Origin of the sequence: Mesorhizobium metallidurans STM 2683, from assembly GCF_000350085.1 — a bacterium.
Classification (GTDB): Bacteria; Pseudomonadota; Alphaproteobacteria; order Rhizobiales; family Rhizobiaceae; genus Mesorhizobium; species Mesorhizobium metallidurans.
In genome coordinates, this window is the sequence record NZ_CAUM01000055.1 from 78326 (window position 1) to 102665 (window position 24340).

Here is a 24340-nt window from a genome sequence, read left to right on the forward strand (position 1 = left end):
TCTACGCCCCGTAGCCGCGCATGGTCTGGCGGTTGGTCTTGACCGCGGCGGCCGGATCAGCGGCGGCGGTTTCGGACTCCTCTTCCAGCACCAGCCAGCCATTGAAGTTGGGCGCCGCACTGGCGATCTCGATCACCTTTGGCGTATCGCAGACACCCTCGCCGAGCATCGCCCAGGTGCCGCTGGCGTCGACGTCCTTGAGATGAATATAACGGATACGGTCGCGATAGGTGGTCAGCGTGTCCGCCATATCAGCGTGGCCACGCAATATGTGGCCGGTATCGGGCACCCAGCCGACCAGCAACGGATCGATAAGTCCAAAGATCCCGTCGTAATCGGCACGGTCGAACAGCAGCGTGTTATGGTGCGAACTCGGATGCACCGCGACCTGGACGCCGGCCTTGCGGCCGAGTTCGCCGGCTTTGTTGTAGACTTCGGCAGCGATGGCGAACTTGTCGTCGCGCGGGCCGTCGGACATCACCGTCGCCGATCCCATCGACACCAATGCGCCTGGAAAGGCGGCGGCGAAGTCGATCCAGCGCTTGGCGGTCTCAAGGTCGGCGCCGATCTTTTCCTGTAATGTGAAACCGCTCTTCGAACCGAAGGCAAAGGAGACGAGCGTCAGCCCGGACGATTTCAGCGCGGCGGCGAATTCCGCCGGCCGGTCGGCGTAACGGCCTATCATCGTGTCGGTGATCTCGATGCCGGCATAGCCGCCGTCGGCGATCGCCTTGAGGAGGTCGTCCGGACCGCCGCTAAATCGGTCTCCGAGCATTTCCCAGGTAAAGGTCTGGCAGCCGACTTTCAGGTCTTTCACGATCGTCCTTTCATTCCTTGATGCCGCTCATTCTTTGATGCCACCTTGGGTCAACCCTTCGATGATGTGGCGCTGGAAGAACAGCACCAGCACGATCAAAGGAACGGTGACGACCGCCGACGCGGCGGCAATGTCGCCCCAGGGCACGTAATAGAGGTTGGTAAAGTTGGCGATGCCGACGGGGATGGTCTGGCGATCGATGTTGGAGGTGAAGGCGAGCGCGAACAGGAACTCGTTCCAGGCGGTGATGAAGGCGAGCAGGCCGGTCGTCACCAGGCTGGGGAGCGACATCGGCAGGATGATGTGCCAGAGCAGGCCGGGAATGCTGACGCCGTCCATGCGCGCCGCCTCGTCGATCTCGCGCGGCAGCGTCTCGAAATAGCCGAACAGCACCCAGGTGACGAGCGGCAGGCCGAGCGCCAGATAGGTGATGATCAACGCCGTGTAGGTATCGAGCAGGCCGAGATTGGTGGCGACCAGATAGAGCGGCCCGACCAGCGCGATCTGCGGGAACATGGACACCGAAAGGATGACCATCAATATGCCGAAGCGTCCCCTAACGTTGAGCCTGGACAGCGCGAAGGCGGCGAGCGAGCCGACGAAGAGGCACAGGAACGTCGTCGCCAGCGAGACCACCAGCGAGTTCCAGACATAGTGGTGCAGCTCCTTCTCGACGAAGGCGTTGTAATAGTGCTCGAGCGTGAAAGGGTCGGGGATCAGCGAGGGCGAGCCGGAGGTCAGCGCCTTGTCGAGCTGGAACGATGTCGAGAACTGCCAGATGAACGGACCGCCCGACCAGACAAGGATCAGCAGCGCGCCGAGATAGATGAAGACGGTCTGCAGCGGTGAGCGCGTGTCGTTCATTGCGCCCTCCTGATCTGCCGGATGAGATAGAGGCAGAAGGCCAGCGCAATCATGCCTTCGGTGACGAACATCGCCGTCGAGACGGCCGAGCCGTAGCCGAATTGCAGCGTCGAGAAGAGCACCTTGTAGGACAGCGTCGACAGCGTCTCGGTCGAATCGGCCGGGCCGCCGCCGGTCAGCACATAGACGAGGTCGAAGACGCGGAAGGCGTCGAGCGCACGGAACAGGCCGGCGATCAGCAGGGTCGGCATCAACAGCGGCAGGCGGATATGCCAGAAGGTGATCCAGCCCTTGGCGCCGTCCATGCGCGCCGCCTCGATCAGCGAATTGGGCACCGTCTGCAGCCCGGTCAAAAGCAGCAGCGCCATGAAGGGCGTGGTCTTCCAGACGTCGGCGATGATGATGGTGGTCATCGCGGTGTCGGGAGAGCCGTACCAGTTGATGTTCCGGTCGATCAGCCCAGCATGCAAAAGGATATAATTGATGATGCCGTTCTGGCCGTCGAACAGCCAGCCGAACATCTTTGAGGTGACGACGGTCGGCATCGCCCAGGGAACCAGCATGGCGGCGCGGACGAGCCCGCGGCCTTTAAAAGCCTCGCACAGGATGAGCGCCATGCCGAGCCCGATCACCGTCTCCAGGATCGTGGATGCCGCGGTGAACCACATCGTGTGCCACCAGGCGTTCCAGAACTGCGCGTCGCCCCAGAGCTGCACATAATTGGAGAAGCCCGAGAATTCGTTCTCCTGGGTGATCAGCGAGGTGTTGGTGAGCGAGAGGTATAGGCCGTTGACGATCGGGTAGAAGGAAACCGACGCCAGCGACACGAAGGCCGGCGTCAGCAGGAGCGAGGCCCAGACGGCGCCTGGAAGCGCCTTGCCAAGCCGCGGCCAGCCAATGCCGGAAACTGTGGCGGCCGCGGACATTGGTTCAGCCGACGATCTGGTTGATTTGCGCAGCCAGCGCATCCATCTCGGCCTGGACGTTGCCCGAAACCAGCGCCTTGGAGATGCCGGACTGGAGCGCGAGCGTCACCTTGGCGTATTCGGGCGTGATCGGCCGCGCCGTGGCGCCGGTGAACACCTTCTCGAGGCTTGCCATGAACGGCTGCTCAGACTTGATCTTCTCGTCCTGGAACAGCGCGGAGCGCGTCGGCGCGAGGCCAAAGTTCAAGGCGATACGCTGCTGGGTTTCGGTCGACGACAGCCAAGTGAGCAACTCGATCGCGGCTTCGCGCTGCTTGGAGTTGGCGTTGACGCCGAGCTGGTAGCCGCCGAGAGTGGCCGCGCTCTTGCCGCCAGGGAAGGCCGGAAGCGGCGCGACGCCGACCTTGTCCACAACCTGGGAAGCCTTGGCGTCCTGGGCGATTGGATAGACATAGGACCAGTTGCGCATGAACATCGCCTTGCCCGAGGTGAAGGGCTGGCGCGACGGTTCCTCGTCCCAGGACAGCACGTCCTGCGGGCTGATCTTGGTCTTGGCAATGGTGTCGTGCAGGAACTGGATCGCTTCGACGGCCGCCTTCTGGTTGATCAGCGACGACTTGCCGTCGGGCGCCAGGATCGCGCCATTGTTGGAGGTGATGATCTCGACCGCATCACAGACCAGAACCTCGGCCTGCTTGCCCTGCCAGAGATAACCGAAATCGACATCGCCGGCCTTCTGCGCGGCGGCGGCGATGGTCGCCATGTCGGCCCAGTTGTCCGGCACCTTGCCGCCATGCTTCTCCAGCACGTCCTTGCGGTAATAGAACATGCCCGAATCCATGAACCAGGGAAGGGCGGTCAGCTTGCCACCATAGGTACAGGCGTTGAGGGTGCCGGTGAAGTAGGCGCCGCGCTTGTCCGCCGGAAAAAACTCGTCGAGCGGCAACGCCCAGCCGGCGGCGGCAAAGCCGGCGATCCAGATCACATCCTGGCTGAAGACGTCAGGCGTGCCGGTGCGGCGGGCGAGCTGCTGGACGAGACCCTGATAGACTTCCGTCGAGGAACTCGGCGGCGGCAGTTCGATGTTCTTGACCAGAACGCGATCCTGCGACTCGTTGAAGGCCTTGATCAGATCGCCGAAGGTCTCCTTGCCGAAGAAGGCAGCACTGGCAAAGCTGATTTCGGCGCGCGACTGGGCGCGAGCCCGGCGGACACCAAGCCCGGTGCCGAGGCTGAGTGTCGCCGCACCCAACAGTCCGGCGCTGCCGATGAGAAACTGCCTGCGGTCGGCGACGGTCACATGCGCAACAGGCTTCGAGCCGGAGACCGGCCCCTTTTTCATGTCAGTCATTTTCTCCTCCTTGGGCTGGCAGCCTCCCGATGTTGCGCCAGCATTTCCGCATGTTCCATAAAAATTTTACGCGCGTCAAGATTTAAAATATTGTATAGCGGCTTCCGACTATGATCCGTTGCCGGTGCAATAGGTCGGACAGGACATTGCGGCGTTGGGAGGTGAATTCGAAAATGCACGGAAAATCGGTAGCTAAACTCGGTATCGGCGTTGTCGGATGCGGCAACATCTCGATGACCTATTTGCGCAATGCGGCGCTGTTCGGTGGGGTCGAGCTTCGCGCCTGCGCCGACATTTCGGCCGACATGGCCGCGCTCCGCGCCAAGGAATACGACATCCGCGCGGCCAGCGTCGATGCGCTGCTGGCCGACCCGGAGATCGACCTTGTCCTCAACCTGACCATTCCGGCGGCGCATTTCGACATTTCGCTCTCGGCACTTTCGGCGGGCAAGCATGTCTTCACCGAAAAGCCGCTGGCGACCTCGGCCGCCGACGGTCGGCGCATCGTCACCGAGGCGGCGAAACGCGGGCTGCTGCTTGGTTCGGCTCCGGATACCTTCCTCGGCGCCGCCGGGCGGTGTGCCCGCCGGCTGATGGACGAGGGCGCGATCGGTCGACCGGTGACCGGCACCGCCTTCATGATGGGGCGCGGCATGGAGCACTGGCATCCCAATCCGCAATTCTATTACCAGCCCGGCGGCGGCCCGGTCTTCGACATGGGGCCTTACTACCTGACGATGCTCGTCAATTTGCTTGGACCGGTGGCGCGTGTGATGGCCTTGGCAACGCGCGGCCAGGAAGAACGGCTGATCACCGCCGAAGGTCCCTTCAAGAACACCAGCTTCAAGGTCGGCACGCCGACCAACATCCTCTCGCTGCTGGAATTCCGTTCCGGCGCCACCGTCACCTTCGGCGCCTCCTGGGACGTCTTCAAGCACTCCAACCATCCGATCGAGCTGCACGGAACGGAAGGCTCGCTGCGCCTGCCCGATCCCGATACGTTCGGCGGCACCGTCTCACTTTCTGAACGCGGCACCGACTGGGCCGACTTCGCCAGCGAGGCCGAGCTCTATGGCGCGCGCAACTGGCCCTTCGCCACGCCCGACCGCGCCAACTACCGCATGCTCGGCGTCGCCGATCTTTCGCGGGCGCTGGCAACGGGCAGAAAGCCGCGCGCCTCCGGCGATCTTGCGCTGCATGTGCTGGAAATCATGGAAGCGATCCTGGCTTCGGGAGAAAGCCGCGAATCGGTTGCCGTCGATGGAACGGTCGATCAGCCGCCACTGCTCGGCGAAGACGAGGCGGCGAGCCTGCTTGCCTGAGGTCCGTCCATGACGACATCATCCCCGACGACACCGGCAGTGTCCTTGGTCGACCCGGAAGCCCGGCATGTGCTCGACCTCAGCCGGGAGGCCGGTGCCCGGCCATTCGAGACCGGCACGCCCGAAGAGGCGCGCCGCTCCTATGAAGACGGATTTCCCACACTCCAGGGCGAGCGCGAGCCGGTCGCTTCGGTGAGCGAGCGCACCATCGCCGGACCCGACGGCCCGGTGACGCTCAGGATCTATCGCGGGCGTGACGCGCCAGGAACAGATGCTCCCGCGCTGCTCTATCTGCATGGCGGCGGCTGGGTGGTCGGCAATCCGGAGTCCCACGACGAGATCTGCCGCTGGTTTGCCAACATGGCGGCCTGCATTGTCGTCTCGCCCGCCTACCGGCTGGCGCCGGAGCACAAATTCCCGGCGGCGATCGAGGATTGCCGTGCCGTGCTTTTCTTCATGCAAAGCGACGCTGGCGATCTGGGCATCGACACCAGGCGGGTTGCCATCGCCGGCGACAGCGCCGGCGGCAATCTCGCCACCGTGCTGTCATTGATCGCGCGCGGAAGCGAGAAGCCGCCGACCGCACAGCTATTGTTCTATCCGAACACGGATGCCTCGCAGACGGCGGACAGTTATCACCGCTTTGCCGACGGTTTTGGTCTCACGGCGGCTACCATGGCCTGGTTCCGCGATCACTACATAAGCAGTTCCAGCGACATCGACGACTGGCGCGTGTCGCCGCTGAAGGCGGCCAGCCTTATCGGAGCGCCGCCGGCCTTCCTCGCAATCGCCGGGCATGACATCCTGGCCGATGAAGGCGAGGCTTATGCGAAACGCCTGCAAGATGACGGCGTAACGGTCGTGTTGCGGCGCTGGCCGGGACAGATCCATGGCTTCGTCTCGATGGGTCGCCATGGCCCGGCGGCGCGGCAAGCTGTCGGTGCCGCGGTCGTCGCGTGGCGCGGCTTCGATCCTGCCTTTGAAAACCCTCAGGCCGACTGACGCATCACCAGCGTCGCGTCGAGGTAGACCTTGGGAGCGACAGCCGTCTCGTCCTCGTTCAGCAAGGCAAGCAGCGTCTCGACGCTGCGGCCGGCCATCGCGGTGAAGTCCTGCGCCATGGTGGTCAGCGCAGGGCAGGTGTAGCGGCTCAGCGGATGGTCGTCATGCGCGGCCACGCGCAGGTCGCAATCGCCCTTGCGGCCGACCTTGCGGCCCTGCGAGAAAGCGGCCGCCATGACGCCGAAGGCGAGACGGTCGTTGGCGCACAGAATGGTCTTGCCTGGCAGGCCGCCATTGCCGAGCATCTTTTCCATCTGCTCGTAGCCGATCCGTTCGAAATCCCAGGTGTAGTCGCGGGTGTTGCCGATGATGACAGGTTCATGCCCGAGCCGCTGCATCGAGGCGACATAGCTGTTCAGTCGTTCCGGCGAATTGTGGTTGACATGCGGTATGTCGAAATAGACCGGGGCGTCGCCGGAGCGGCAGAGATAGTCGACGATCGTCGAGACGCTCTGGCTGTTGTTGTTGCCCACGAAGGGCGTGCCGCCTTCAAGAAAAGTGTCGAAGTAGACGATGGGCATGGCCTGCGTCAGCTTCTCCAGCGTGCGATGGTCCGAGCGCAGGCCGAGCGGTGCGATCAGCGCGCCGGAAACTTTCAGCGACAGGATGGTTCGCGTCGCCTCCACTTCGAGCTCGCGCGAGCCGTGCGAGGAGATGACGATCGGCCAATAGCCCTCGTCGCGCAGCCTGAGCTCGATGCGGCTGACCATCTCGGAATAAAAGGGATCGGCGACCGTCGGCACCACGATGCCGATGCTGCGGGTGCGCTTGCGGTTAAGGTTGCGCGCGAACAGATTGGGCTGGTAGTCGGACGAGCGCAGCGCTTCCTCGATGCGCTTTCGCGTTGCCGGCTTGACGCTGGTCGGGTCGTCGAAAAACTTCGACAGTGTCGGCCTGGAGACGCCGCAGGAGCGGGCGAAATCCTCCATCGTCTTGTGCGTCATCGGCATTCAAACCCTCGCGTCATGGACCTGGTTCCACGCGCTGCCCGGCTCTACATACGGTGAGCCGGCGTGCAACTGCAAGGCAAAATTTTACAGACAAGTTTTCCAGTTTCAACGCGTATCAGTAAATTATTCCATGCGTAAATTTATTAATTAACGCGAAAAAGAGCAAGCCGTAATCACTTTCGAGAGGCGCAATGCCGGAAGGAATTCCGCAAGATTTCGACTTGTCGCGCAGACTCTGCCCTCAGCTCGGAACCTTCTTATTCCATCTGCGCAGCCGCGTGCCGACGTAAGACCTGGGACCGAAGGGAAGTCGAAGCCGCCCTGCAGGTCGGTTCGGATAATCTTCCAACTGCTGCCGCACGAATGTCATCAACCGGCAGAAGGCGGGCGCTTCCAGCTCTTGCAGGCGCGCGGCAAGACCGTCAGGGAGCGGCTTCGGGCGCCAGCCGAAATACGCCTCATAGGCGTCCGGCGTAGGGATCAGATGCCGCAGATACGCCGCCAGTTCGGCAGGGCTGCCGAAATCCGCCGCGTTGATGTAGGAGCCTTCCGGCGCGAATTCGCCGACATTCGGGGCACCGAGATAGACCGGCACCGAACCGGCTTTCAATGCATCGAAGAGCTTTTCCGTGACATAGTCTGTCTCGCTGGAGTTCTCCAAAGCGAGGCAGAACTTGTAGTGCGCGACGGTGTCGAGCTTCGTTTTCTTGCCGAGATCGGGGCCTTCAATCGTTCGGTTGCGAAAATGCCGGCCATAGGAATCGATCTTAATGTGGTGGGAAAGCTCCTGGACGAAGTCGACGCGCCCGCTATAGTTCAAGCGGGCCGATTGGAAGAGCACGGCCGGGGCCGCTTCCGTCTTCGCCACGATCGGTGTTGCTCGAACCTCCTCCCACCAGGAAGCGCGCGGCAGATAAGGCGCCCAGATGTCGGAGCCGCGTTCGTGCGTCATCGTGAAGTCGAAGTGCCGCATGATCTTCGGATCGGCGATCCGCTTGTAGTTTGACCGGCTCTCCATCGACCAGGCTATCCAAAACTGGCCGGGATATTTCCAGGCGTCGCCTATCTCGCGGAAATTCGGGATGTGGAAGACGACCGTCGCCGCCTCGGCAATCCGGCGCTTGTCCAGAGTCCACTGCCCCGGAAGGTCACAACGAATGGATGCGATGTCGACGGGCTTGCCGAAGAATGTCGTATAAAAAAGGATGAGCGGGTCTTTTGAAGGCATGGAAAGCAAGCCGGATACCTCAATACCGGCAAAGTCCTATACCCGCCTGTTCTAAAAGCAAATGCCTAGCCAACGGGCCTCCGGCGCCTAGGCGAAACCATCCAGAACCTCAAATCTGGTCGTGGCGCCATCGCAGCGCAGACGCATCCGGCAGTTCAGAGGGCGACTCAGGCTAGCCTGCGGAAATGTCGAGCGAATTTCGAGTCGGCGGGTTTAGGCTGTTTCCGCCGTGGCTGAGTGGTGATCCCGACAGGAATCGAACCTGTGACCTACAGATTAGGAATCTGCCGCTCTATCCTACTGAGCTACGGGACCACGCGGCCCGACACATAGCCGCTTCGGGGCGGTTCGCCAAGAGGCGGACGGCGCGCAATTATGCTGCGCCGCCTCTGGTGCCGACAGCTATGCCGCCAGCGCCGTTTCCGCGAGCTTCACCCAGTAGCTCATGCCGTGCGGAATGACCTCGTCGTTGAAGTCGTAGCCAGGGTGGTGAAGACCGGCGGTGTCGCCATTGCCGATGAAGATGAAGGCGCCTGGCCGGGCTTCCAGCATATAGGAGAAATCCTCGCCGCCCATCACCGGCTGGATGGCCCGGTGCACCTGGGCGTCGCCGGCTATCCCTGCCGCGATATCGCTGGCAAAGACCGTCTCTTCCGCATGGTTGAAGGTGACGGGATAGTTGGCGTTGTAATCGACCTCGATCATCGCGCCGAAGGCCGTGGCCACACCCTCGCAGATGGTGCGGATGCGCTCCTCGGATTTTTTGGCGATTTCCTTCTTCAGCGTGCGCACGGTGCCGGCGATCTCGGCGCTCTCGGGAATGACGTTATAGGCGTCGCCGGCATGGAATTTCGTCACCGACACCACGACCGCCTCGACGGGGTCGGTGCTGCGCGAGGCGATCGTCTGCAGCGCGCCGACCAACTGGCTGGTGATGACGATCGGGTCGATCGTGCCGTGCGGCATCGCCGCATGGCCGCCGCGGCCCTTGACGGTGATGGTGAATTCGGCGGTCGCCGCCATGATCGGGCCCGGCCTGATGGCGAACTGTCCGACCGGCAGGCCCGGCATATTGTGCATGCCGAACACTTTGGCGATGTCGAAGCGGTCCATCATGCCGTCCTTGACCATCTCGTTGCCACCGCCACCGCCCTCTTCGGCGGGCTGGAAGATCACCGCGACGGAACCGGTGAAATTGCGGGTCTCGGCAAGATATTTGGCGGCACCGAGCAGCATCGCGGTGTGGCCGTCATGGCCGCAGGCATGCATCTTGCCCGGAACGGTCGAGGCGTAGGGCTTGCCGGTGATCTCGTTGATCGGCAACGCATCCATGTCGGCGCGCAGCCCGATTGTCGCGCCGTCGCCCTGGCGGCCGCGGATGATGCCGACGACGCCGGTCTTGCCGAGCCCGGTCACCACCTCGTCGCAGCCGAAGGACTTCAGCTTGTCGGTGACAAAGGCGGCGGTCTTGAAGACGTCGAAATTCAGCTCTGGGGTCTGGTGCAAATGGCGGCGCCAGCCGGCGACCTCGTCCTGCATTTCGGCGGCGCGGTTCAGGATTGGCATGATGGTTCCATCTCGGCTGTTGGAGCAGACGGGCTGCGCCTGCTATTTTGCGATTGTGCCGGTTCGTTTACAATTGTCATTCAGGCGCTTTGCCATCTTGACGTCACATAGGGTAAATAGCACCGCAACATTATGGCCCAGGTTGAGGGATCGGACCATCATGCTGGCGATCGCGTAACGAAATCTTACGGAGCCAGGGGCGACTACGGCAAGAGGCGATTTCGGAATACACTATGCGGTACAGGCATTTCCCTGGAATTTTGTTGGCGGGCGCCGTGGCGTTTGCGGCGCTGGCCGGACCGGCTCTCGCCAATCCGACAATCGTGTTCGACCTGAAAAGCGGCAAGATTCTCCAGCATCAGGATGCTTTCAAGCGCTGGTATCCGGCTTCGCTGACCAAGCTGATGACCGCCTATGTGACGTTCCGCGCCATCGCGGCCGGCGAGGTCCAGCTCGATTCGCCGATCAAGGTGACGAAGCATTCCGCCGGCGAACCGCCAAGCAAGATGGGCTTCAAGCCTGGTTCGGTCATGCGGCTCGACAATGCGCTGAAGATGATGCTGGTCAAATCGGCCAACGACATCGCCATGGCCGTCGGCGAGAATGTCGGCGGTTCGCAGGCCGCCTTCGCCGAACGCATGAACGCCGAGGCGCGCCGGCTCGGCATGACCGGATCGCATTTCGTCAATCCCAACGGGCTCTATTCGCCGGACCAGTATACGACGGCGCGCGACCTCGCCTTGCTGGTGATGGCGATCCGCATGGACTTTCCGCAATATGTCCCCTGGTTCTCGATCGAGGGCCTGGCCGTCGGCAAGAAGGAGATTTCTAACTACAATCTCCTGATCGGCCGCTATCCGGGCGCCGACGGCATGAAAACGGGTTTCGTCTGCTCCTCGGGCTTCAACATGATTGGCTCGGCAACGCGCAACGGCCGCACGCTGGTCGCCGTGGTGCTCGGCGAACAATCGGCCATCACCCGTGCCGAGACGGCGGCCAGACTGCTCGACCAGGGTTTCGCGACGCCTCAGCCGAACTGGGTCACGATCGCGGCGCTGCCAGCCTATGGCGACACGACATCGGTGAACGATTTGCGCGACGAGCTTTGCAAGAAGAAGCCGCCCGAGGAGCAGTCGGAGGCCGCGACGCCCGTCGGCGACAAGGAAGTGCCGAAGTCGCCCTATCAGGAAGAGCTCGACCATGTGCCGACGCTGGTCGCTGTCGGCCTTGGCGGCGCCACCGGGCCGAAGCCGAAGGCCATGCTCGATGAATCCGGCCAGGAATATGCCGATGTGCCGCTGCCGACCTGGCGCCCAGATTTGCCGCCGCCGGCCGGCGCCGAACCGACAGTGATCGGTTCCGCCACCGCGGTCCAGGGCGACGAGCCAGCCAAGGTCCTGAACTAGGCCAATGGCCGGCTTTCCGATCCCCGTCTCGGTGCTGACCGGTTTTCTCGGCGCCGGCAAGACGACGCTGCTCAACCGGCTGCTCAGGGATCCCGCGCTGGCCGACACGGCGGTCATCATCAACGAGTTCGGCGAGGTGGCGATCGACCATCTTTTGGTCGAGCAGGCCTCCGACGGCATCATCCAGCTTTCCGACGGCTGCCTCTGCTGCACGGTGCGCGGCGAACTGGTCGACACGCTGGCCGATCTCGTCGACCGGCTGCAGACCGGCCGCATCGCCCGACTTGCCCGTGTCATCATCGAAACCACGGGGCTTGCCGATCCGGCGCCGGTGCTGCAGTCGATCATGGCGCATCCGGCGCTGGTCCAGGCCTTTCGGCTCGACGGCGTGATCACGCTGGTCGACGCGGTCAACGGCAATGCGACGCTCGACAATCATGTCGAGGCGGTGAAGCAGGTGGCCGTCGCCGACCGCATCGTGCTGACCAAGGCCGACCTTGCCGCCGATCCTTGCGAGGTCGAGGCGCTGAAAGCCCGGCTGCGGCAGATCAATCCGGGTGCAGAAGTGCTTGATGCCGGCGACAGCCGTATCGGTGCGGCGGCGCTGTTTGATTGCGGCCTCTACAATCCGGCCACCAAATCCGCCGATGTGCAGCGCTGGCTGGGTGAAGAGGCGCACCACGATCATCATCATGGTGATCACGATCATGGCCATCATCCGGGCGATCATGACCACCGGCACGATTCCCGCGTGCGCTCCTATTCGCTCGTTCATGACGGACCGGTGCCGTTCTCGGCGATCGAGATGTTCCTCGACCTGCTGCGATCGGCGCATGGCGGGCGCCTGCTGCGTATGAAGGGCGTCATCGAGCTCAGGGGAGACCCGTCGCGACCGCTGGTCGTCCACGGCGTGCAGAAAATCCTGCATCCGCCGGTGCAACTGCCGTCCTGGCCGGACGGCCAGCGCGGCACGCGGCTGGTGCTGATCACGCTCGACATGCCAGAAGACTATGTGCGGCGGCTGTTCGCCGCCTTCACCAACAAGCCCTTGATCGACACTCCGGATCGTGCGGCGCTGGCAGACAACCCGCTGGCGATTCCCGGGCGGTAGGCTTTTTGGCCGACGCAGAGCCTAGGCGACCCCGCCGCGCTCGACCAGAAAGCGATGGCCGCCGGAAACCGCTGTCGTTTCGACCAATTGATGACCGGCGTCGGAGCAGAAGGCCGGAATGTCGATGACGGCGAGCGGGTCGGTGGTCTCAAGCCAGAGCCGGCTGCCCGGCCGCATGGCGGCCAGCCGCTTCTTCGCCTTGAGCACGGGCAGGGGACAGTTCAGGCCCTTAAGATCGTAAACGACAGCGCGCTTGGCCAAGGCTGGAAGCTCAGCCGCCGAACATGCCGAGCAGCTTGTTCTTCAGCTTTGTTACCCGGCTTTCATCGGCATTCGCCGCCTTTTCGGCCGGGGCAACCTCGGGAGGCGACGCGATTGTCGCGGTAGCGACAGGCGCTTCGGCCGCGGCCCTTGCTTCCTCTTCCTCGGCCAGAGAATTAATCCTGGCCGTTTCCTTTTCGGCCAGTGCCTGAGCCCTGGCCGCTTCTTTCTCGGCCTTGGCTGCTTCTATGGCGGCAAGCCTCTGTTGCTCCGCCTTCCGCTTGGCGGCCTTCTCGGCGTCGATCGCGGCCATCTTGCGCCCGGCCGGCGAATCGATGCGGCCCATGCGCGCCGTCTCGCTCACCGAGCCGTCGGCGTTGAGCGACGGCGGCTCGATCGGCACGCGCTCGCCGCGGGCGCGCCGCTTCGACCAGTCGGAAACGATGCTGGCTTCCTTGACGCCGGCAATGGTCGGCCTGGGTGCCGGCACCGAGGCCTTGACCGCGCCGTTGAAGGCCGCGTCATAGGTGCTCTGGTAGGCGCTGTAGGCCGTTTTCAGCGAATCCGGCTGCGTGGCCGCGGGACAGGCGCCGGTCGGATTGAACGTCGCGCCATCGGCCGCCACCTGGTTGAAGACATAGCGCTTCTCGCAGACATCGACCTTCGGCGGCACCTTGGTGATCTCGAAATTGTCGTAGCCGACCTTCAGCATCTTCCAGAAGTCGTAGTTCGGGTCGTTGCGGTAGCGCGCCATGTTGGCGGCGGTCATGCGGAACGGAAAGGCCTGGATCTGGAACTCGGTCTGGCCGCCCTGGAAGGCGTCGCGGCCGAAGGCGTAGATCTGCTCGATCTGCGCGTCGGTCATCGAATAGCAGCCCGACGACGAGCAGGCGCCGTGGACCATCAGATTGGTACCGGTGCGGCCATTGGCGCGATCGTAGGCGTTCGGATAGCCGATGTCGAAGGAAAGGTGGTAGCTCGACCTCGGATTCATCTGAGCCGGGCGGACCGTATAGAAGCCCTCCGGCGCCTGACGGTCGCCCTCGGTGTATTTCGGCCCGAGCTTGCCCGACCATTTGCAGATGTCGTAGCTGGCGACCATGTCGTAACGACCGCTGGTCTTGGCCTTCCAGATTTCGAGCTTGCCCTCTTCCTTGAAGATGCGGGCCATAACCGGCGAGGTGCGGGCCATGCCCTTGGCCTTCATGTCGGCCAGTATCTTGTCCGGCAGCGGGTTGTTGGCCGAGGGGGCGAAGTCCTTCATCGAGGAATCGTTGCAGCCGGCGACGCCTAGCGCTGCGATCAGAAGTCCGGTGCGGGCAAGCTTGGCAAACATGGATGTCGCTACGTCTTGATCTTTTCGGACCGCAGGCTTAGGCGCCGCAAGGTCCGCACGCTGAACATTGACGGACCTAAGCCCGTTAACCTTGAAACCTTCGCAGGCGCCGGGCACATTCCCGCTCGGCAATCCGATTGAACCGAATGCAGCGGCAATTTTGTGGCGAAAGCGCCTAATCTTGCCACATTGCGGCACAGAAACCAGCTCACACTAAAGGTTGCGGCCCATCGACAGGTATTTTTCGCGGCGCTGCTCGCGAAAATCGGTGTTGGCGCCGGAAAACTCCTTCATCGTCCTGGCGATGAGGTCGCCGGTCGAGGCAATCACCGTTTCCGGGGCACGATGGGCGCCGCCGAGCGGTTCGGGAACGATGGCGTCGATGATCTTCAGCTCCAGAAGATCCTGGGCGGTGATCTTCATGTTGGTCGCCGCATCCTTCGAGCGGGTGGTGTCGCGCCACAGGATCGAGGCCGCACCTTCCGGCGAGATCACCGAATAGATGGCGTGTTCAAGCATGTAGACGCGGTTTGCGGTGGCAATCGCAATGGCGCCGCCCGAGCCGCCTTCGCCGATGACCACCGAGATCGACGGCACTTTCAGGCCGAGGCAGGCCGAGGTCGAGCGGGCGATGGCCTCCGCCTGGCCGCGTTCCTCGGCGCCGACGCCGGGATAGGCGCCCGCCGTGTCTACCAGCGTCAGCAGCGGGATCTTGAAGCGGTCGGCGAGTTCCATCAGCCGTACCGCCTTGCGATAGCCTTCAGGGCGCACCGAGCCGAAATTATGCTTCAGCCGGCTCGTGGTGTCCGAACCCTTTTCCTGGCCGATGATCGCCACCGGCTCGCCGCGGAAACGGGCGAAGCCGCCGACGATTGCCTGGTCCTCGCCGAAATTGCGGTCGCCGGCCAGCGGCGTGAAATCGCTGAACAGAGCCTTGATGTAGTCGATGCAGTGCGGCCTGTCCGGATGGCGCGCCACCTGCACCTTCTGCCACGGGGTCAGAGCCTTGTAGGCGTCGCGCAGCGCGTCGCGAGAACGCTTCTCGAGACGGCTGATCTCATCGCCGACATCGACCGCCTCGCCATTCTCGGCAAGCTTCTTCAACTCGAGGATCTTGCCTTCGAGATCCTGGACCGGCTTTTCGAAATCGAGGTAATTATACATTCTTGGGCGGACCGATAGACCGGAAGGCAATGACTGACGGAACCCTTGAAATCAAGGCTCCGAGCGGCGAAACGTCGTCCTCACATAGCGATATGGCGCCTAGTCGGCAAGCGGATGATGGTCGTTGACCAACCGTACCAGGCGCTCCTCCAGCACATGCGTGTAAATCTGCGTCGTTGAAATATCGGCATGGCCGAGCAACTGCTGCACGGCCCGGAGATCTGCGCCATTCTGTAGGAGATGGCTGGCGAAAGCATGGCGCAGCACATGCGGCGATATTTTCGCCGCTGAAATGCCGGCCCTGGACGCGAGGCCCTTCAGGTCGCGGGCAAAGACCTGCCTGGAGAGATAGCCGCTGTCGCTTGCCGCCGGAAACATGAACGGACTGTCGGCGAAAGCCGGCACCGTGGCCCGGGCTGCGATCCAGGCCCGCATCGCGTTGCGCGCCTTGGCCGATAGCGGCACCATGCGCTCCTTGTCGCCCTTGCCGCGCACCATGAAGAAACGGTCGTCGCGCAGCGCCACCGTCACCGGCAGGCCAACCAGTTCGGAAACCCGCAGGCCCGTGGCATAGAGCACCTCGACCAGCGCATGCAGGCGCAGCGCCGCCAGATCGTCGCCATCGTTGAGCGAGGCATCCCTTGCCTCCTCGGCCGCCCGGTCGATCAGCCGGCCGGTGTCGGCCTCATTCATCGTCTTGGGCAGCGGCCGGCCCTTCTTCGGGCTGTCCAGCGTTCCGGTCGGGTCGTCACCGCGCAGGCCCTCGGCATAGAGGAACTTGAAGAACTGGCGGATCGCCGACAGTTTGCGCGCCTGCGAGGAGGCGGCAAAGCCGCGCGCGGCGATGTCGTCGAGATAGGCGCGGATATCGGTGGCACCGGCGCCGGCCAGCCCGCCGCCAATCCCGGCTGAGGCGTCTTCGAGGTCGCGGCGATAGGAGGAAAGCGTGTTTTCGGCCGCGCCCCGCTCGGCGCTCATCATTTCGAGAAAGGCTTCGATGCGGGCCGCGCTGTTCATTGCTTTTGGTCAGTTTTTCTTGGGATTCAGCTTTTCCGGGGGGATGCGCACGCTCATTTCGGTCTTTCTCGGCTCGACGAACATCGCCAATGCGAACATCGCGCCATAGACAATGCCGGCCAGAATCGTGAGCGTCACGACAAAGCGGAACAGTGTCGGCATCAATTTTTGCCCGTCTTTTTGTTCTGCGTTTCCAAACCCTGTGCCCTTATGAGACGCCAATCCGGCCAATTCAAGGGCGAAGCGCGCACGACGCCGGGTGCCCGCCGCGCTTGACGAAAACGGGCTTTTGATGTCGATACCCGGCAAAGAGGGCGCGTCGCGTTCGAAACGGGTTCAAGCGACGTGCTTTGAGTTTAATTTTATGCATGTCGTTATCGCAAAACCGCTGCGCACTTTTGCGCGACATGCATTGGAAACATCATGGTGCCATGAACGCGCTGCCAGCAAATCCTCCCGACGAGAGCCATGCCGCGCTGCTTGGCCTGTTGGGCAACCGTTCCATCGTCTTTGTCGGCCTGATGGGCGCCGGCAAGACGGCGATCGGCCGCAAGGTGGCGACGATGCTGGGATTGCCTTTCATCGACAGCGACCAGGAGATCGAAAGCGTGTCGCGCATGAGCGTGCCCGAACTGTTCGAGCGCTACGGCGAAACGGAGTTCCGGGCGCTGGAGCAGCGCGTCATCCTGCGCGTGCTGGAACACGGCCCGCAGGTGCTGTCGACCGGCGGCGGCGCCTTCATGAATGCGCAGACGCGGGAGGCGATTGCGGGCCACGGCGTATCGGTATGGCTGAAGGCCGAGATCGAGCTGTTGATGGAGCGCGTTTCCAAGAAGCAGAACCGGCCGCTCCTGAAAAGTGCTGATCCGCGCGCCGTGCTCGAGCGGTTGATGGCCGAGCGCTATCCGGTCTACGCCGGCGCCAATGTCACGGTGCCGACCCGCGACGACCGCAAGGAGGTCATCGCGGCCGAGGTGGTGGAAGCGCTCCGCGGGCATTTCGGCGTTGCCGCCGTGACAGGCGAGGTGCGGTCGTGAGCGGCGATACGGCAGTCACCGTCGAGGTCGGGCTTGGCGAGCGCGCCTATGACATACTCATCGGTCCGGGGCTGCTTGAGCGCTCCGGCATGGAAATTGCGCAGCGTTTGCCAGGCACGCGCGCCGCGGTGATCACCGACGACAATGTCGCCGCGGCACATCTTCAAACGCTGAAGGCCGGCCTCGAAAAGGGCGGCATCCAGAGTGCCGTCATCACGCTGCCGGCGGGGGAGAAGACCAAGAGCTTTGCGCATCTCGAAGACGTAGTGGACGGCGTGCTGGCTGCCAGGTTGGAGCGCGGCGATGTCGTCATCGCGCTCGGCGGCGGCGTCATCGGCGACCTTGCCGGCTTTGCCGCCGGCATCGTGCGGCGCGGGATGAATTTCGTGCAGATCCCGACCTCGCTGCTCGCCCAGGTCGATTCCTCGGTCGGCGGCAAGACCGGCATCAACAGCGCGCGCGGCAAGAACCTCGTCGGCGTCTTCCACCAGCCAAAGCTGGTGCTGGCCGACACCGAGGTGCTCGACACGCTGCCGATCCGCGAATTCCGCGCCGGTTACGCCGAACTCGCCAAATACGGGCTCATCGACCGCCCGGATTTCTTCGCCTGGCTGGAGGAAAACTGGCGCGAGGTGTTTGCCGGCGGCCCGGCGCGGGCAAAGGCCATTGCCGAAGCCTGCCGCGCCAAAGCCGATGTCGTCGCCCGCGACGAGTTCGAGACCGGCGACCGCGCGCTGCTCAATCTCGGCCACACGTTCGGCCATGCGCTCGAAGCCGCCACGCAGTATGACGGCGCCCGGCTCGTCCATGGCGAGGGCGTCGCCATCGGCATGGCGCTGGCGCACCGGTTTTCGTCACGCCTCAATCTGGCCAGCCCCGACGATGCGGCGCGCGTCGAGGCGCATCTTCGCGCCGTCGGCCTGCCCTGGCGCATGGCCGACATACCGGGCGAATTGCCTGACGCCGAGGCGCTGCTTTCATTCATCACCCAGGACAAGAAGGTGTCGCGCGGCGCGCTGACCTTCATCCTGACGCGCGGCATCGGCCAGGCGTTCATCGCCAAGGATGTGCCGGCGTCGGAAGTGCTGTCGTTCCTGAAGGAGAACCATCCGGGCTCAGGGGAAAGCCGGGGATGAACGAGACCGGCTGGATCGTCGCTGCTATCCTTGCCGGGCTTGGCCTGCTGGCGTTCGCCTTCCGCGCGGGCCTGCTCGCGGCCTTCGGCTATGAGTTGCAGCGCATCGAGCCGCAGCGTTCGGCCCATGACGAATTGCGCGGCGCCGTCGATGATTTTCGCCGCGACGGCCAGGTGGTGCGCGAGGATCGCGACCGTATCGGTGGTCTGTTCGACCTCGCCGAGCTCGAAGTATCCGATGTCATGGTCCACCGCACCAACATGCGCTCGGTCAATGCCGACAATCCGCCGGAGGCGGTGGTGCGCGAGATCCTGCAGAGCCCGCATACCCGCATGCCTTTGTGGAAAGGCTCGCTCGACAATATCGTCGGCGTGCTGCACGCCAAGGACCTGCTGCGCGCGCTGAACGATGTCGGCAACGACTTTTCCAGGATCGACGTGATGAAGATCGCGTCAAAGCCGTGGTTCGTGCCCGACACCACGACATTGCAGGAACAGCTCAACGCCTTCCTGCGCCGCAAGGCGCATTTCGCCGTGGTTGTCGACGAATATGGCGAGGTCGAGGGGCTGGTGACGCTGGAGGACATCATCGAGGAGATCGTCGGCGAGATCGCCGACGAGCATGATGTCGAGATCCAGGGCGTCAAGCAGGAAGCCGACGGTTCGGTCGTCGTCGACGGCACGGTGCCGATCCGCGATCTGAACCGGGCGCTCGACTGGAACCTGCCGGACGAGGAAGTCACCACCATCGCCGGTCTCGTCATCCACGAGACGCAGTCGATTCCAGAGGAGAAACAGGCCTTTACCTTCCACGGCAAGCGCTTCGTCGTGATGAAGCGCGACAAGAACCGCATCGCCAGGCTGAGAATACGGCCGGCTGGCGAGAACTGATCAGCCGGCAGGGTCCTGACGCTCCTTGGCGAGCCTCATTCCGCGATCTGGCTCGTGGAACGTTCGTGGATCATGGTCCCGGTCTGAGCGTCGACCGCCACCAGGCTGACCTCGTAACCCCAGAGGCTGCGGACATGGCGTAGCGTCGAGTCGCGGCTACCCTCATCGAGCACAATGCCATCCTTCACCCGGTGTTGCAGTCGCAACTGCCGATCGCCGAGCAGGTCGACGTCAATCACCTGGATGTCCGGCCGGTTCGCTCCAACGTCGTAACTATTGGCCAGCGCAGAACGAATCTTGTCATAGCCACGCTCGTTGTGGATCGACGAGACTTCGAAATGCGGTTCGTCCGCCCCGTCGGCGAGCACGAACAGCCGCCATTTCCGGATCAGGGCCGGACTGAGATATTGGCGGATGAAGGATTCGTCGCGGTGGTTGGCCCAGGCATCGAGCAGGATCTCGCGCCAGTCGCCGCGGCCGGCAATATCCGGGAACCAGTCGCGGTCTTCCGCGGTCGGCACGGTCGCGATGCGCTGGATATCCTGCATCATGTCGAGACCGAGGGCGTAGGGATTGATGCCGGAAAACCGCGGATCGTCGAAGGCCGGCTGGAAGATCACATTCGAATGGTTGCGCAGGATTTCAAGCATGGCGCCTTCGCCGATCCGGCCACGATCGAACAGCATGTTCATGAGGGTATAGTGCACAAAAGTGGCGCAGCCTTCGTTCATCACCTGAGTTTGCCGCTGCGGATAAAAATACTGCGCAACGGCACGCACGATCCTGATAATCTCGCGCTGCCAGGGCTCGAGCACGAGGCTGTTCTTCTCCAGGAAGTAGAGCAGGTTTTCCTCTGGTAGGTTGAGTGCTTTCTTGCGCTCCGCCACGCCTTTCGCTTCCGCCTTGTCCGCCTCCTGCGAGGGCGGCAGCGTGCGCCACAGATCATTGTAGGAACGCTCCTCATATTCGAGGCGCTCGCGAAGCCCTTCGCGCTGCCGTTCCGATGACAGTTTCGGCGGCCGGTGATACCGGAACACGCCTTGCCCCATCAGCGCGTGCGCCGAATCGAGAATTGCCTCGACGGCGGCCAGGCCGTGCTGTTCCTCGCACCGGGCGATGTAGCCCTTGGCGAAGTCCAGATAGCTCAGGATGCCTCCGGCGTCCGTCCACTGCCGGAAGAGATGGTTGTTCTTGAAGAAATGGTTGTGTCCCAAGGCGGCATGGGCCGTCACCAAGGCCTGCAGGGCCATGGTGTTTTCCTCCATCAGATAGACGATGCAGGGATTGGAGTTGATGACCAATTCATAGGCCAGCCCGCGGCCGCCTTTGCGATAGAGAAGCTCGTTGTAAAGGAAATGCTTGCCGAATGACCAATGCCGGTACATCAGCGGCATGCCGACCGACGAGTAGGCGTCAAGCATCTGCTCGGACGAGATGATCTCCATCTGCACCGGATAGGTATCGAGACGAAGCTCCTCGATCGCGAGCGCTTCGATCTCGTCGTAGACTCGCGACAGTTTTTTGAAATCCCAGTCGGACCCCGAGAAAAGCAACCCGGATTTGTTGGCTTGTCTTATCATACGCCATACCTCACGCCATCTTGCGGAGAGCCGGCTGCCTGGCGAAGAGCTGGCGAAAGACCGGGTAGATATCGGCCGGGGCGGCAATGCGCCTCATCTGGAAATTCGGCCATTTCTGCTCGACGGCGCTGTAGGCGCGCCACAGCGAGGTCCCATTGTCGGTGCTGCCGAAAATATGGCTTTCCCGTTCGTCGATGATCTCTACATAGGCGAAATATTGGCACAGGCGCATGAGCTTGCCGTCGAGCAGTTTTATGCAGCGCTCGGAGTCGGTGGCGAAATTGTCGCCGTCCGAAGCCTGGGCGGCATAGATATTCCATTCAGCGGCCGGATAGCGTTGCTCGATAATGCGGTGCATTTCCGCCAGCGCGGTGGAAACGATCGTGCCGCCGCTTTGCGTGTGGTAGAAGAACGTATGCTCGTCCACCTCCTGGGCTTCGTGGGTATGACGAATGAAAACGATCTCAGTGCGCTCATAGCGTCGCGTCAGAAACAGATGCAGCAGCACGAAGAACCGTTTGGCCAGATCCTTCTCGCGCTCGCCCATCGATCCGGATACGTCCATCAGGCAAAACATGACGGCGCTGGCATTCGGCAGCGGCCGGGGATCGAAGCGATTGAAACGGATGTCGACCGGATCGACATAGGCAATTCGCCTGCGCCGCCGCTCAAGCCGCTCGAGTTCCTCCCGCAAGGCCGGGATGCGCTCGCGCGCTGTCGCGCTCGGGGGCTCCGACTCGAGCATGGCGAGCTGCTCGAAGATCGCATCCAGCTCCGCCTGCTTGGGGCGCCCGAGCGCAATGCGGCGACCGTGGCTGTTTCGCATCGTGCGCCCGACATTGATGTTGGTCGGTGACCCGGTTGCCGCGAAACCTGCCCGCTTGGACTTGAATGAAAGTATCTGCTTGAGATTGAGCTTGACCAGATCGGGCAGTTCGAGGTCTTCGAAAAAGAGGTCGAGGACTTCCTCGCGCGAAAGCACAAAGCGAAAGTCGTCCTCGGACGGCTTGTTCCATGGCGACGAGCCCCCCGCGTCACCGCTCTCGCCAGGTTTGGGGATCAGGTCGCCGGGGGAGAAAGTCCTGTTGCCCGGCAGGATGTGCTGACGCCGGCCGCTGTCCCTGGCATCGTTGAAGGCCGGTTCGCTGGTGTCTTTTTGAGGCATCGGCACGGCATGCTCCCGATCCACCTCGGCGATGCGACCTGACCGGATCCGGTCGCGAATGCTCCGCTTGAGTTCTTCGCGCGCGCGCCTCAGGAAGCGCTGGCGATTGCCCAGGCTTTTATCCTTCGGGTTCAGACGGCGGTCGATAAAGATCGGCATGAAACCGTTCGGGCTTTTCTCAACCCGCCTTGTTCACGCGCATGTACCAGTCGACCAGCCGGCGCACCTGCCGCTCGGTGTAGCCGCGCTCCACCATCCGCTGCACGAATTCATTGTGCCGCTTTTCCGTGACGCTATCCTGCTTGGAGCCGAAACTGATCACCGGCAAGAGGTCTTCGACCTGGCCGAACATGCGCTTCTCAATGACCTCGCGAAGCTTTTCATAACTTGTCCAGGACGGGTTGCGGCCATGGTTGCGCGCCCTGGCGCGCAGCGTGAATTTGACCACCTCGTTGCGGAAGTCCTTGGGATTGGCGATGCCCGCCGGCTTTTCGACCTGCGACAATTCCTTGTCGAGGACCTCGCGATTGAGAATCTGTCCCGTGTCCGGATCCTTGTAGTCCTGATCCTCGATCCAGGCATCCGCGTAGGCGATGTAGCGGTCGAAGAGGTTCTGCCCATATTCGCTGTATGATTCCAGGTAGGCCTTCTGGATTTCGTGGCCGATGAACTCGGCGTAGCGTGTCGCAAGTTCCGACTTGATGAATTCGAGATAGGCGGCTTCCGTTTCCTTCGGGAATTGCTCGCGCTTGATCGCCTCCTCCAGTATGTACATCAGATGTACAGGATCGGCGCCCACCTCCTTGGTGTCATAGTTGAATGTCTGCGACAGGATCTTGAAGGCAAAGCGCGTGCTGACCCCGGTCATGCCCTCATCGACGCCGGCGGCGTCGCGGTATTCCTGAACTGACTTCGCCTTGGGGTCGACTTCCCTGAGATTCTCGCCGTCATAGGCGCGCATCTTGGTGTAGAGCGGCGAATTGTCGTGCTCGGCAAGGCGGGTCGAGACCGTGAAACGGCTCAGAATGTCCAGCACTTCCGGCGCGCAGGGACTGCCGGCCAGTTCGCTCTCGCGCAGCAGTTTTTCGTAGATGTGCCTTTCTTCGGTGGTGCGCAGGCAATACGGGACCTTGACCACTAGGATGCGGTCGAGAAAAGCTTCGTTGTTCTTGTTGTTCTTGAATTGCTGCCATTCCGATTCGTTGGAATGGGCAACGACGATGCCCTGATAGGGGAAGGCACCGAAATTCTCGGTGCCGTTGTAGCTGCCTTCCTGGGTCGCCGTCAGCAACGGATGCAGCACCTTGATGGGTGCCTTGAACATCTCGACGAATTCGAGCAGACCCTGCGTGGTCCGGTTCAACCCGCCGCTGTAGGAATAGGCATCCGGATCGGACTGGCTGAAATTTTCCAATTGCCGGATGTCGACCTTGCCGACCAGGGCCGAGACGTCCTGATTGTTCTCGTCGCCAGGCTCCGTCTTGGCGATGCCGATCTGGCGCAGCCGCGAAGGCAGCAGCTTGACCACGCTGAATTTGGAAATGTCGCCGGACAATTCGTCGAGGCGCTTGGCCGCCCAAGGCGAAATAAGCCCGTTCAGGCGGCGGCGGGCTATTCCATACTTTTCCTCCAGCAGATCGCCCATGCGATCGGGATGGAAAAGGCCAAGCGGCGATTCGAAAATCGGGCTGATCTGGTTGCCGGCCTTCAGCGTGTAGATCGGGCGCTGCTCCATCAACTTCTTCAGCCGCTCGGCGAGTGAGGATTTGCCGCCGCCGACCGGGCCGAGGAGATAGAGGATCTGCTTGCGCTCTTCGAGCCCCTGCGAGGCATAGCGGAAATAGCCGGCGATGCGCTCGATCGTATCCTCCATCCCGTAGAAGTCGGAGAAGGAGGGATAGATCTTGAGGGTGCGGTTCGAAAAAATGCGGCCGAGCCGTTCATCCTTGCTGGTGTCGACCAGGTTCGGCGTGCCGATCGCCTCGACCATCCTTTCGGGCGCCGAAGCGTACATGGATTTGTCCTCGCGGCAGGCCAGCAGATACTGCTGAAGACTGATCTCTTCCTGAGCCGCGTTCGCATAAATCTCCGAAAACAGATCGAAGACGTCGGATTGATTGTCACGCATGATGGTTGCCTCGGAGCCGACCT

At 62.6% G+C, this 24340-nt stretch carries 22 protein-coding genes and 1 tRNA gene; 7 read left to right on the plus strand and 16 right to left on the minus strand.

Annotated features, from left to right (window positions below; genetic code table 11):
* Position 1: 1 nt before the first annotated feature.
* The 4 genes from MESS2_RS09565 to MESS2_RS09580 all read right to left on the minus strand — a co-directional run bounded on the left by MESS2_RS09565 (position 2) and on the right by MESS2_RS09580 (position 3958).
* Positions 2-775, minus strand: coding sequence for a sugar phosphate isomerase/epimerase family protein (locus MESS2_RS09565; protein ID WP_051069074.1), 774 nt, complete (start codon positions 773-775; stop codon positions 2-4).
* Positions 776-844: 69 nt separating this feature from the next.
* Positions 845-1681 carry a carbohydrate ABC transporter permease gene (locus MESS2_RS09570; RefSeq protein WP_008873999.1) on the minus strand — a complete coding sequence of 279 codons (837 nt, stop codon included), beginning with the start codon at positions 1679-1681 and terminating at the stop codon, positions 845-847.
* Positions 1678-2607: a carbohydrate ABC transporter permease gene (locus MESS2_RS09575; protein ID WP_008874000.1), complete on the minus strand. Its 930-nt coding sequence runs from the start codon at positions 2605-2607 to the stop codon at positions 1678-1680. The genes MESS2_RS09570 and MESS2_RS09575 overlap by 4 nt, the downstream gene beginning before the upstream one ends.
* A gap of 4 nt (positions 2608-2611) precedes the next feature.
* Positions 2612-3958, minus strand: coding sequence for an ABC transporter substrate-binding protein (locus tag MESS2_RS09580; protein ID WP_008874001.1), 1347 nt, complete (start codon positions 3956-3958; stop codon positions 2612-2614).
* A 173-nt stretch (positions 3959-4131) separates the two neighbouring features.
* On the opposite strand from MESS2_RS09580, the gene MESS2_RS09585 reads away from it, so the two are divergent.
* Positions 4132-5280, plus strand: a complete 1149-nt coding sequence (locus MESS2_RS09585; RefSeq protein WP_008874002.1) for a Gfo/Idh/MocA family protein — start codon at positions 4132-4134, stop codon at positions 5278-5280.
* A gap of 9 nt (positions 5281-5289) precedes the next feature.
* Positions 5290-6282: an alpha/beta hydrolase gene (locus MESS2_RS09590; RefSeq protein ID WP_008874003.1), complete on the plus strand. Its 993-nt coding sequence runs from the start codon at positions 5290-5292 to the stop codon at positions 6280-6282.
* Here MESS2_RS09590 and MESS2_RS09595 read toward each other — a convergent pair.
* From MESS2_RS09595 to MESS2_RS09610, 4 genes are all read right to left on the minus strand, one after another.
* Positions 6270-7292: a LacI family DNA-binding transcriptional regulator gene (locus MESS2_RS09595; protein ID WP_008874004.1), complete on the minus strand. Its 1023-nt coding sequence runs from the start codon at positions 7290-7292 to the stop codon at positions 6270-6272. The two genes, MESS2_RS09590 and MESS2_RS09595, sit on opposite strands and share 13 nt — an antisense overlap.
* Positions 7293-7533: 241 nt before the next feature.
* Positions 7534-8520: a glycosyltransferase family 10 domain-containing protein gene (locus MESS2_RS09600; RefSeq protein ID WP_008874005.1), complete on the minus strand. Its 987-nt coding sequence runs from the start codon at positions 8518-8520 to the stop codon at positions 7534-7536.
* A 238-nt stretch (positions 8521-8758) separates the two neighbouring features.
* Positions 8759-8835: transfer RNA gene (locus MESS2_RS09605), tRNA-Arg, on the minus strand.
* A gap of 87 nt (positions 8836-8922) precedes the next feature.
* Positions 8923-10086, minus strand: a complete 1164-nt coding sequence (locus tag MESS2_RS09610; protein ID WP_008874006.1) for a M20 aminoacylase family protein — start codon at positions 10084-10086, stop codon at positions 8923-8925.
* 233 nt (positions 10087-10319) lie between these two features.
* Between MESS2_RS09610 and MESS2_RS09615 the strand changes: the two genes are divergently transcribed.
* The gene (locus MESS2_RS09615) at positions 10320-11492 is read left to right on the plus strand and encodes a D-alanyl-D-alanine carboxypeptidase family protein (protein WP_008874008.1); all 1173 of its coding nucleotides are present in this window, start codon (positions 10320-10322) and stop codon (positions 11490-11492) included.
* A gap of 4 nt (positions 11493-11496) precedes the next feature.
* The gene (locus MESS2_RS09620; RefSeq protein ID WP_008874009.1) at positions 11497-12603 is read left to right on the plus strand and encodes a CobW family GTP-binding protein; all 1107 of its coding nucleotides are present in this window, start codon (positions 11497-11499) and stop codon (positions 12601-12603) included.
* 21 nt (positions 12604-12624) lie between these two features.
* On the opposite strand, the gene MESS2_RS09625 is transcribed toward MESS2_RS09620, so the two are convergent.
* From MESS2_RS09625 to MESS2_RS09645, 5 genes are all read right to left on the minus strand, one after another.
* The gene (locus tag MESS2_RS09625) at positions 12625-12864 is read right to left on the minus strand and encodes a sulfurtransferase TusA family protein (protein WP_008874010.1); all 240 of its coding nucleotides are present in this window, start codon (positions 12862-12864) and stop codon (positions 12625-12627) included.
* A 10-nt stretch (positions 12865-12874) separates the two neighbouring features.
* On the minus strand, positions 12875-14200 hold the full coding sequence (locus MESS2_RS09630; protein WP_008874011.1) for a L,D-transpeptidase family protein: 1326 nt from the start codon (positions 14198-14200) through the stop codon (positions 12875-12877).
* Between the two features lie 213 nt (positions 14201-14413).
* Entirely contained in the window at positions 14414-15364 is a 951-nt protein-coding gene (locus tag MESS2_RS09635) for an acetyl-CoA carboxylase carboxyltransferase subunit alpha (RefSeq protein WP_008874012.1), read from the minus strand.
* A gap of 99 nt (positions 15365-15463) precedes the next feature.
* On the minus strand, positions 15464-16381 hold the full coding sequence (locus tag MESS2_RS09640; protein WP_008874013.1) for a site-specific tyrosine recombinase XerD: 918 nt from the start codon (positions 16379-16381) through the stop codon (positions 15464-15466).
* Positions 16382-16390: 9 nt separating this feature from the next.
* A complete protein-coding gene (locus MESS2_RS09645; RefSeq protein WP_008874014.1) occupies positions 16391-16543 on the minus strand; it encodes a hypothetical protein in 153 nt (50 codons plus the stop codon).
* 269 nt (positions 16544-16812) lie between these two features.
* Here MESS2_RS09645 and MESS2_RS09650 point away from each other — a divergent pair, with 269 nt between their 5' ends.
* The 3 genes from MESS2_RS09650 to MESS2_RS09660 are packed head-to-tail and all read left to right on the plus strand — an operon-like array spanning position 16813 to position 19444.
* Entirely contained in the window at positions 16813-17418 is a 606-nt protein-coding gene (locus MESS2_RS09650) for a shikimate kinase (RefSeq protein ID WP_040592584.1), read from the plus strand.
* A complete protein-coding gene (gene aroB / locus MESS2_RS09655) occupies positions 17415-18554 on the plus strand; it encodes a 3-dehydroquinate synthase (RefSeq protein WP_040592585.1) in 1140 nt (379 codons plus the stop codon). The genes MESS2_RS09650 and aroB overlap by 4 nt, the downstream gene beginning before the upstream one ends.
* A complete protein-coding gene (locus MESS2_RS09660) occupies positions 18551-19444 on the plus strand; it encodes an HlyC/CorC family transporter (RefSeq protein WP_008874015.1) in 894 nt (297 codons plus the stop codon). The genes aroB and MESS2_RS09660 overlap by 4 nt, the downstream gene beginning before the upstream one ends.
* Positions 19445-19479: 35 nt before the next feature.
* On the opposite strand, the gene MESS2_RS09665 is transcribed toward MESS2_RS09660, so the two are convergent.
* From MESS2_RS09665 to MESS2_RS09675, 3 genes are read right to left on the minus strand one after another with little or no spacing between them, the layout of a single operon-like run.
* Entirely contained in the window at positions 19480-21024 is a 1545-nt protein-coding gene (locus MESS2_RS09665; RefSeq protein WP_008874016.1) for a SpoVR family protein, read from the minus strand.
* Between the two features lie 10 nt (positions 21025-21034).
* Complete coding sequence (locus MESS2_RS09670; RefSeq protein WP_008874017.1) at positions 21035-22348, minus strand: YeaH/YhbH family protein; 1314 nt, start codon at positions 22346-22348, stop codon at positions 21035-21037.
* Between the two features lie 19 nt (positions 22349-22367).
* A complete protein-coding gene (locus MESS2_RS09675) occupies positions 22368-24317 on the minus strand; it encodes a PrkA family serine protein kinase (RefSeq protein ID WP_008874018.1) in 1950 nt (649 codons plus the stop codon).
* Between the last annotated feature and the right edge of the window lie 23 nt (positions 24318-24340).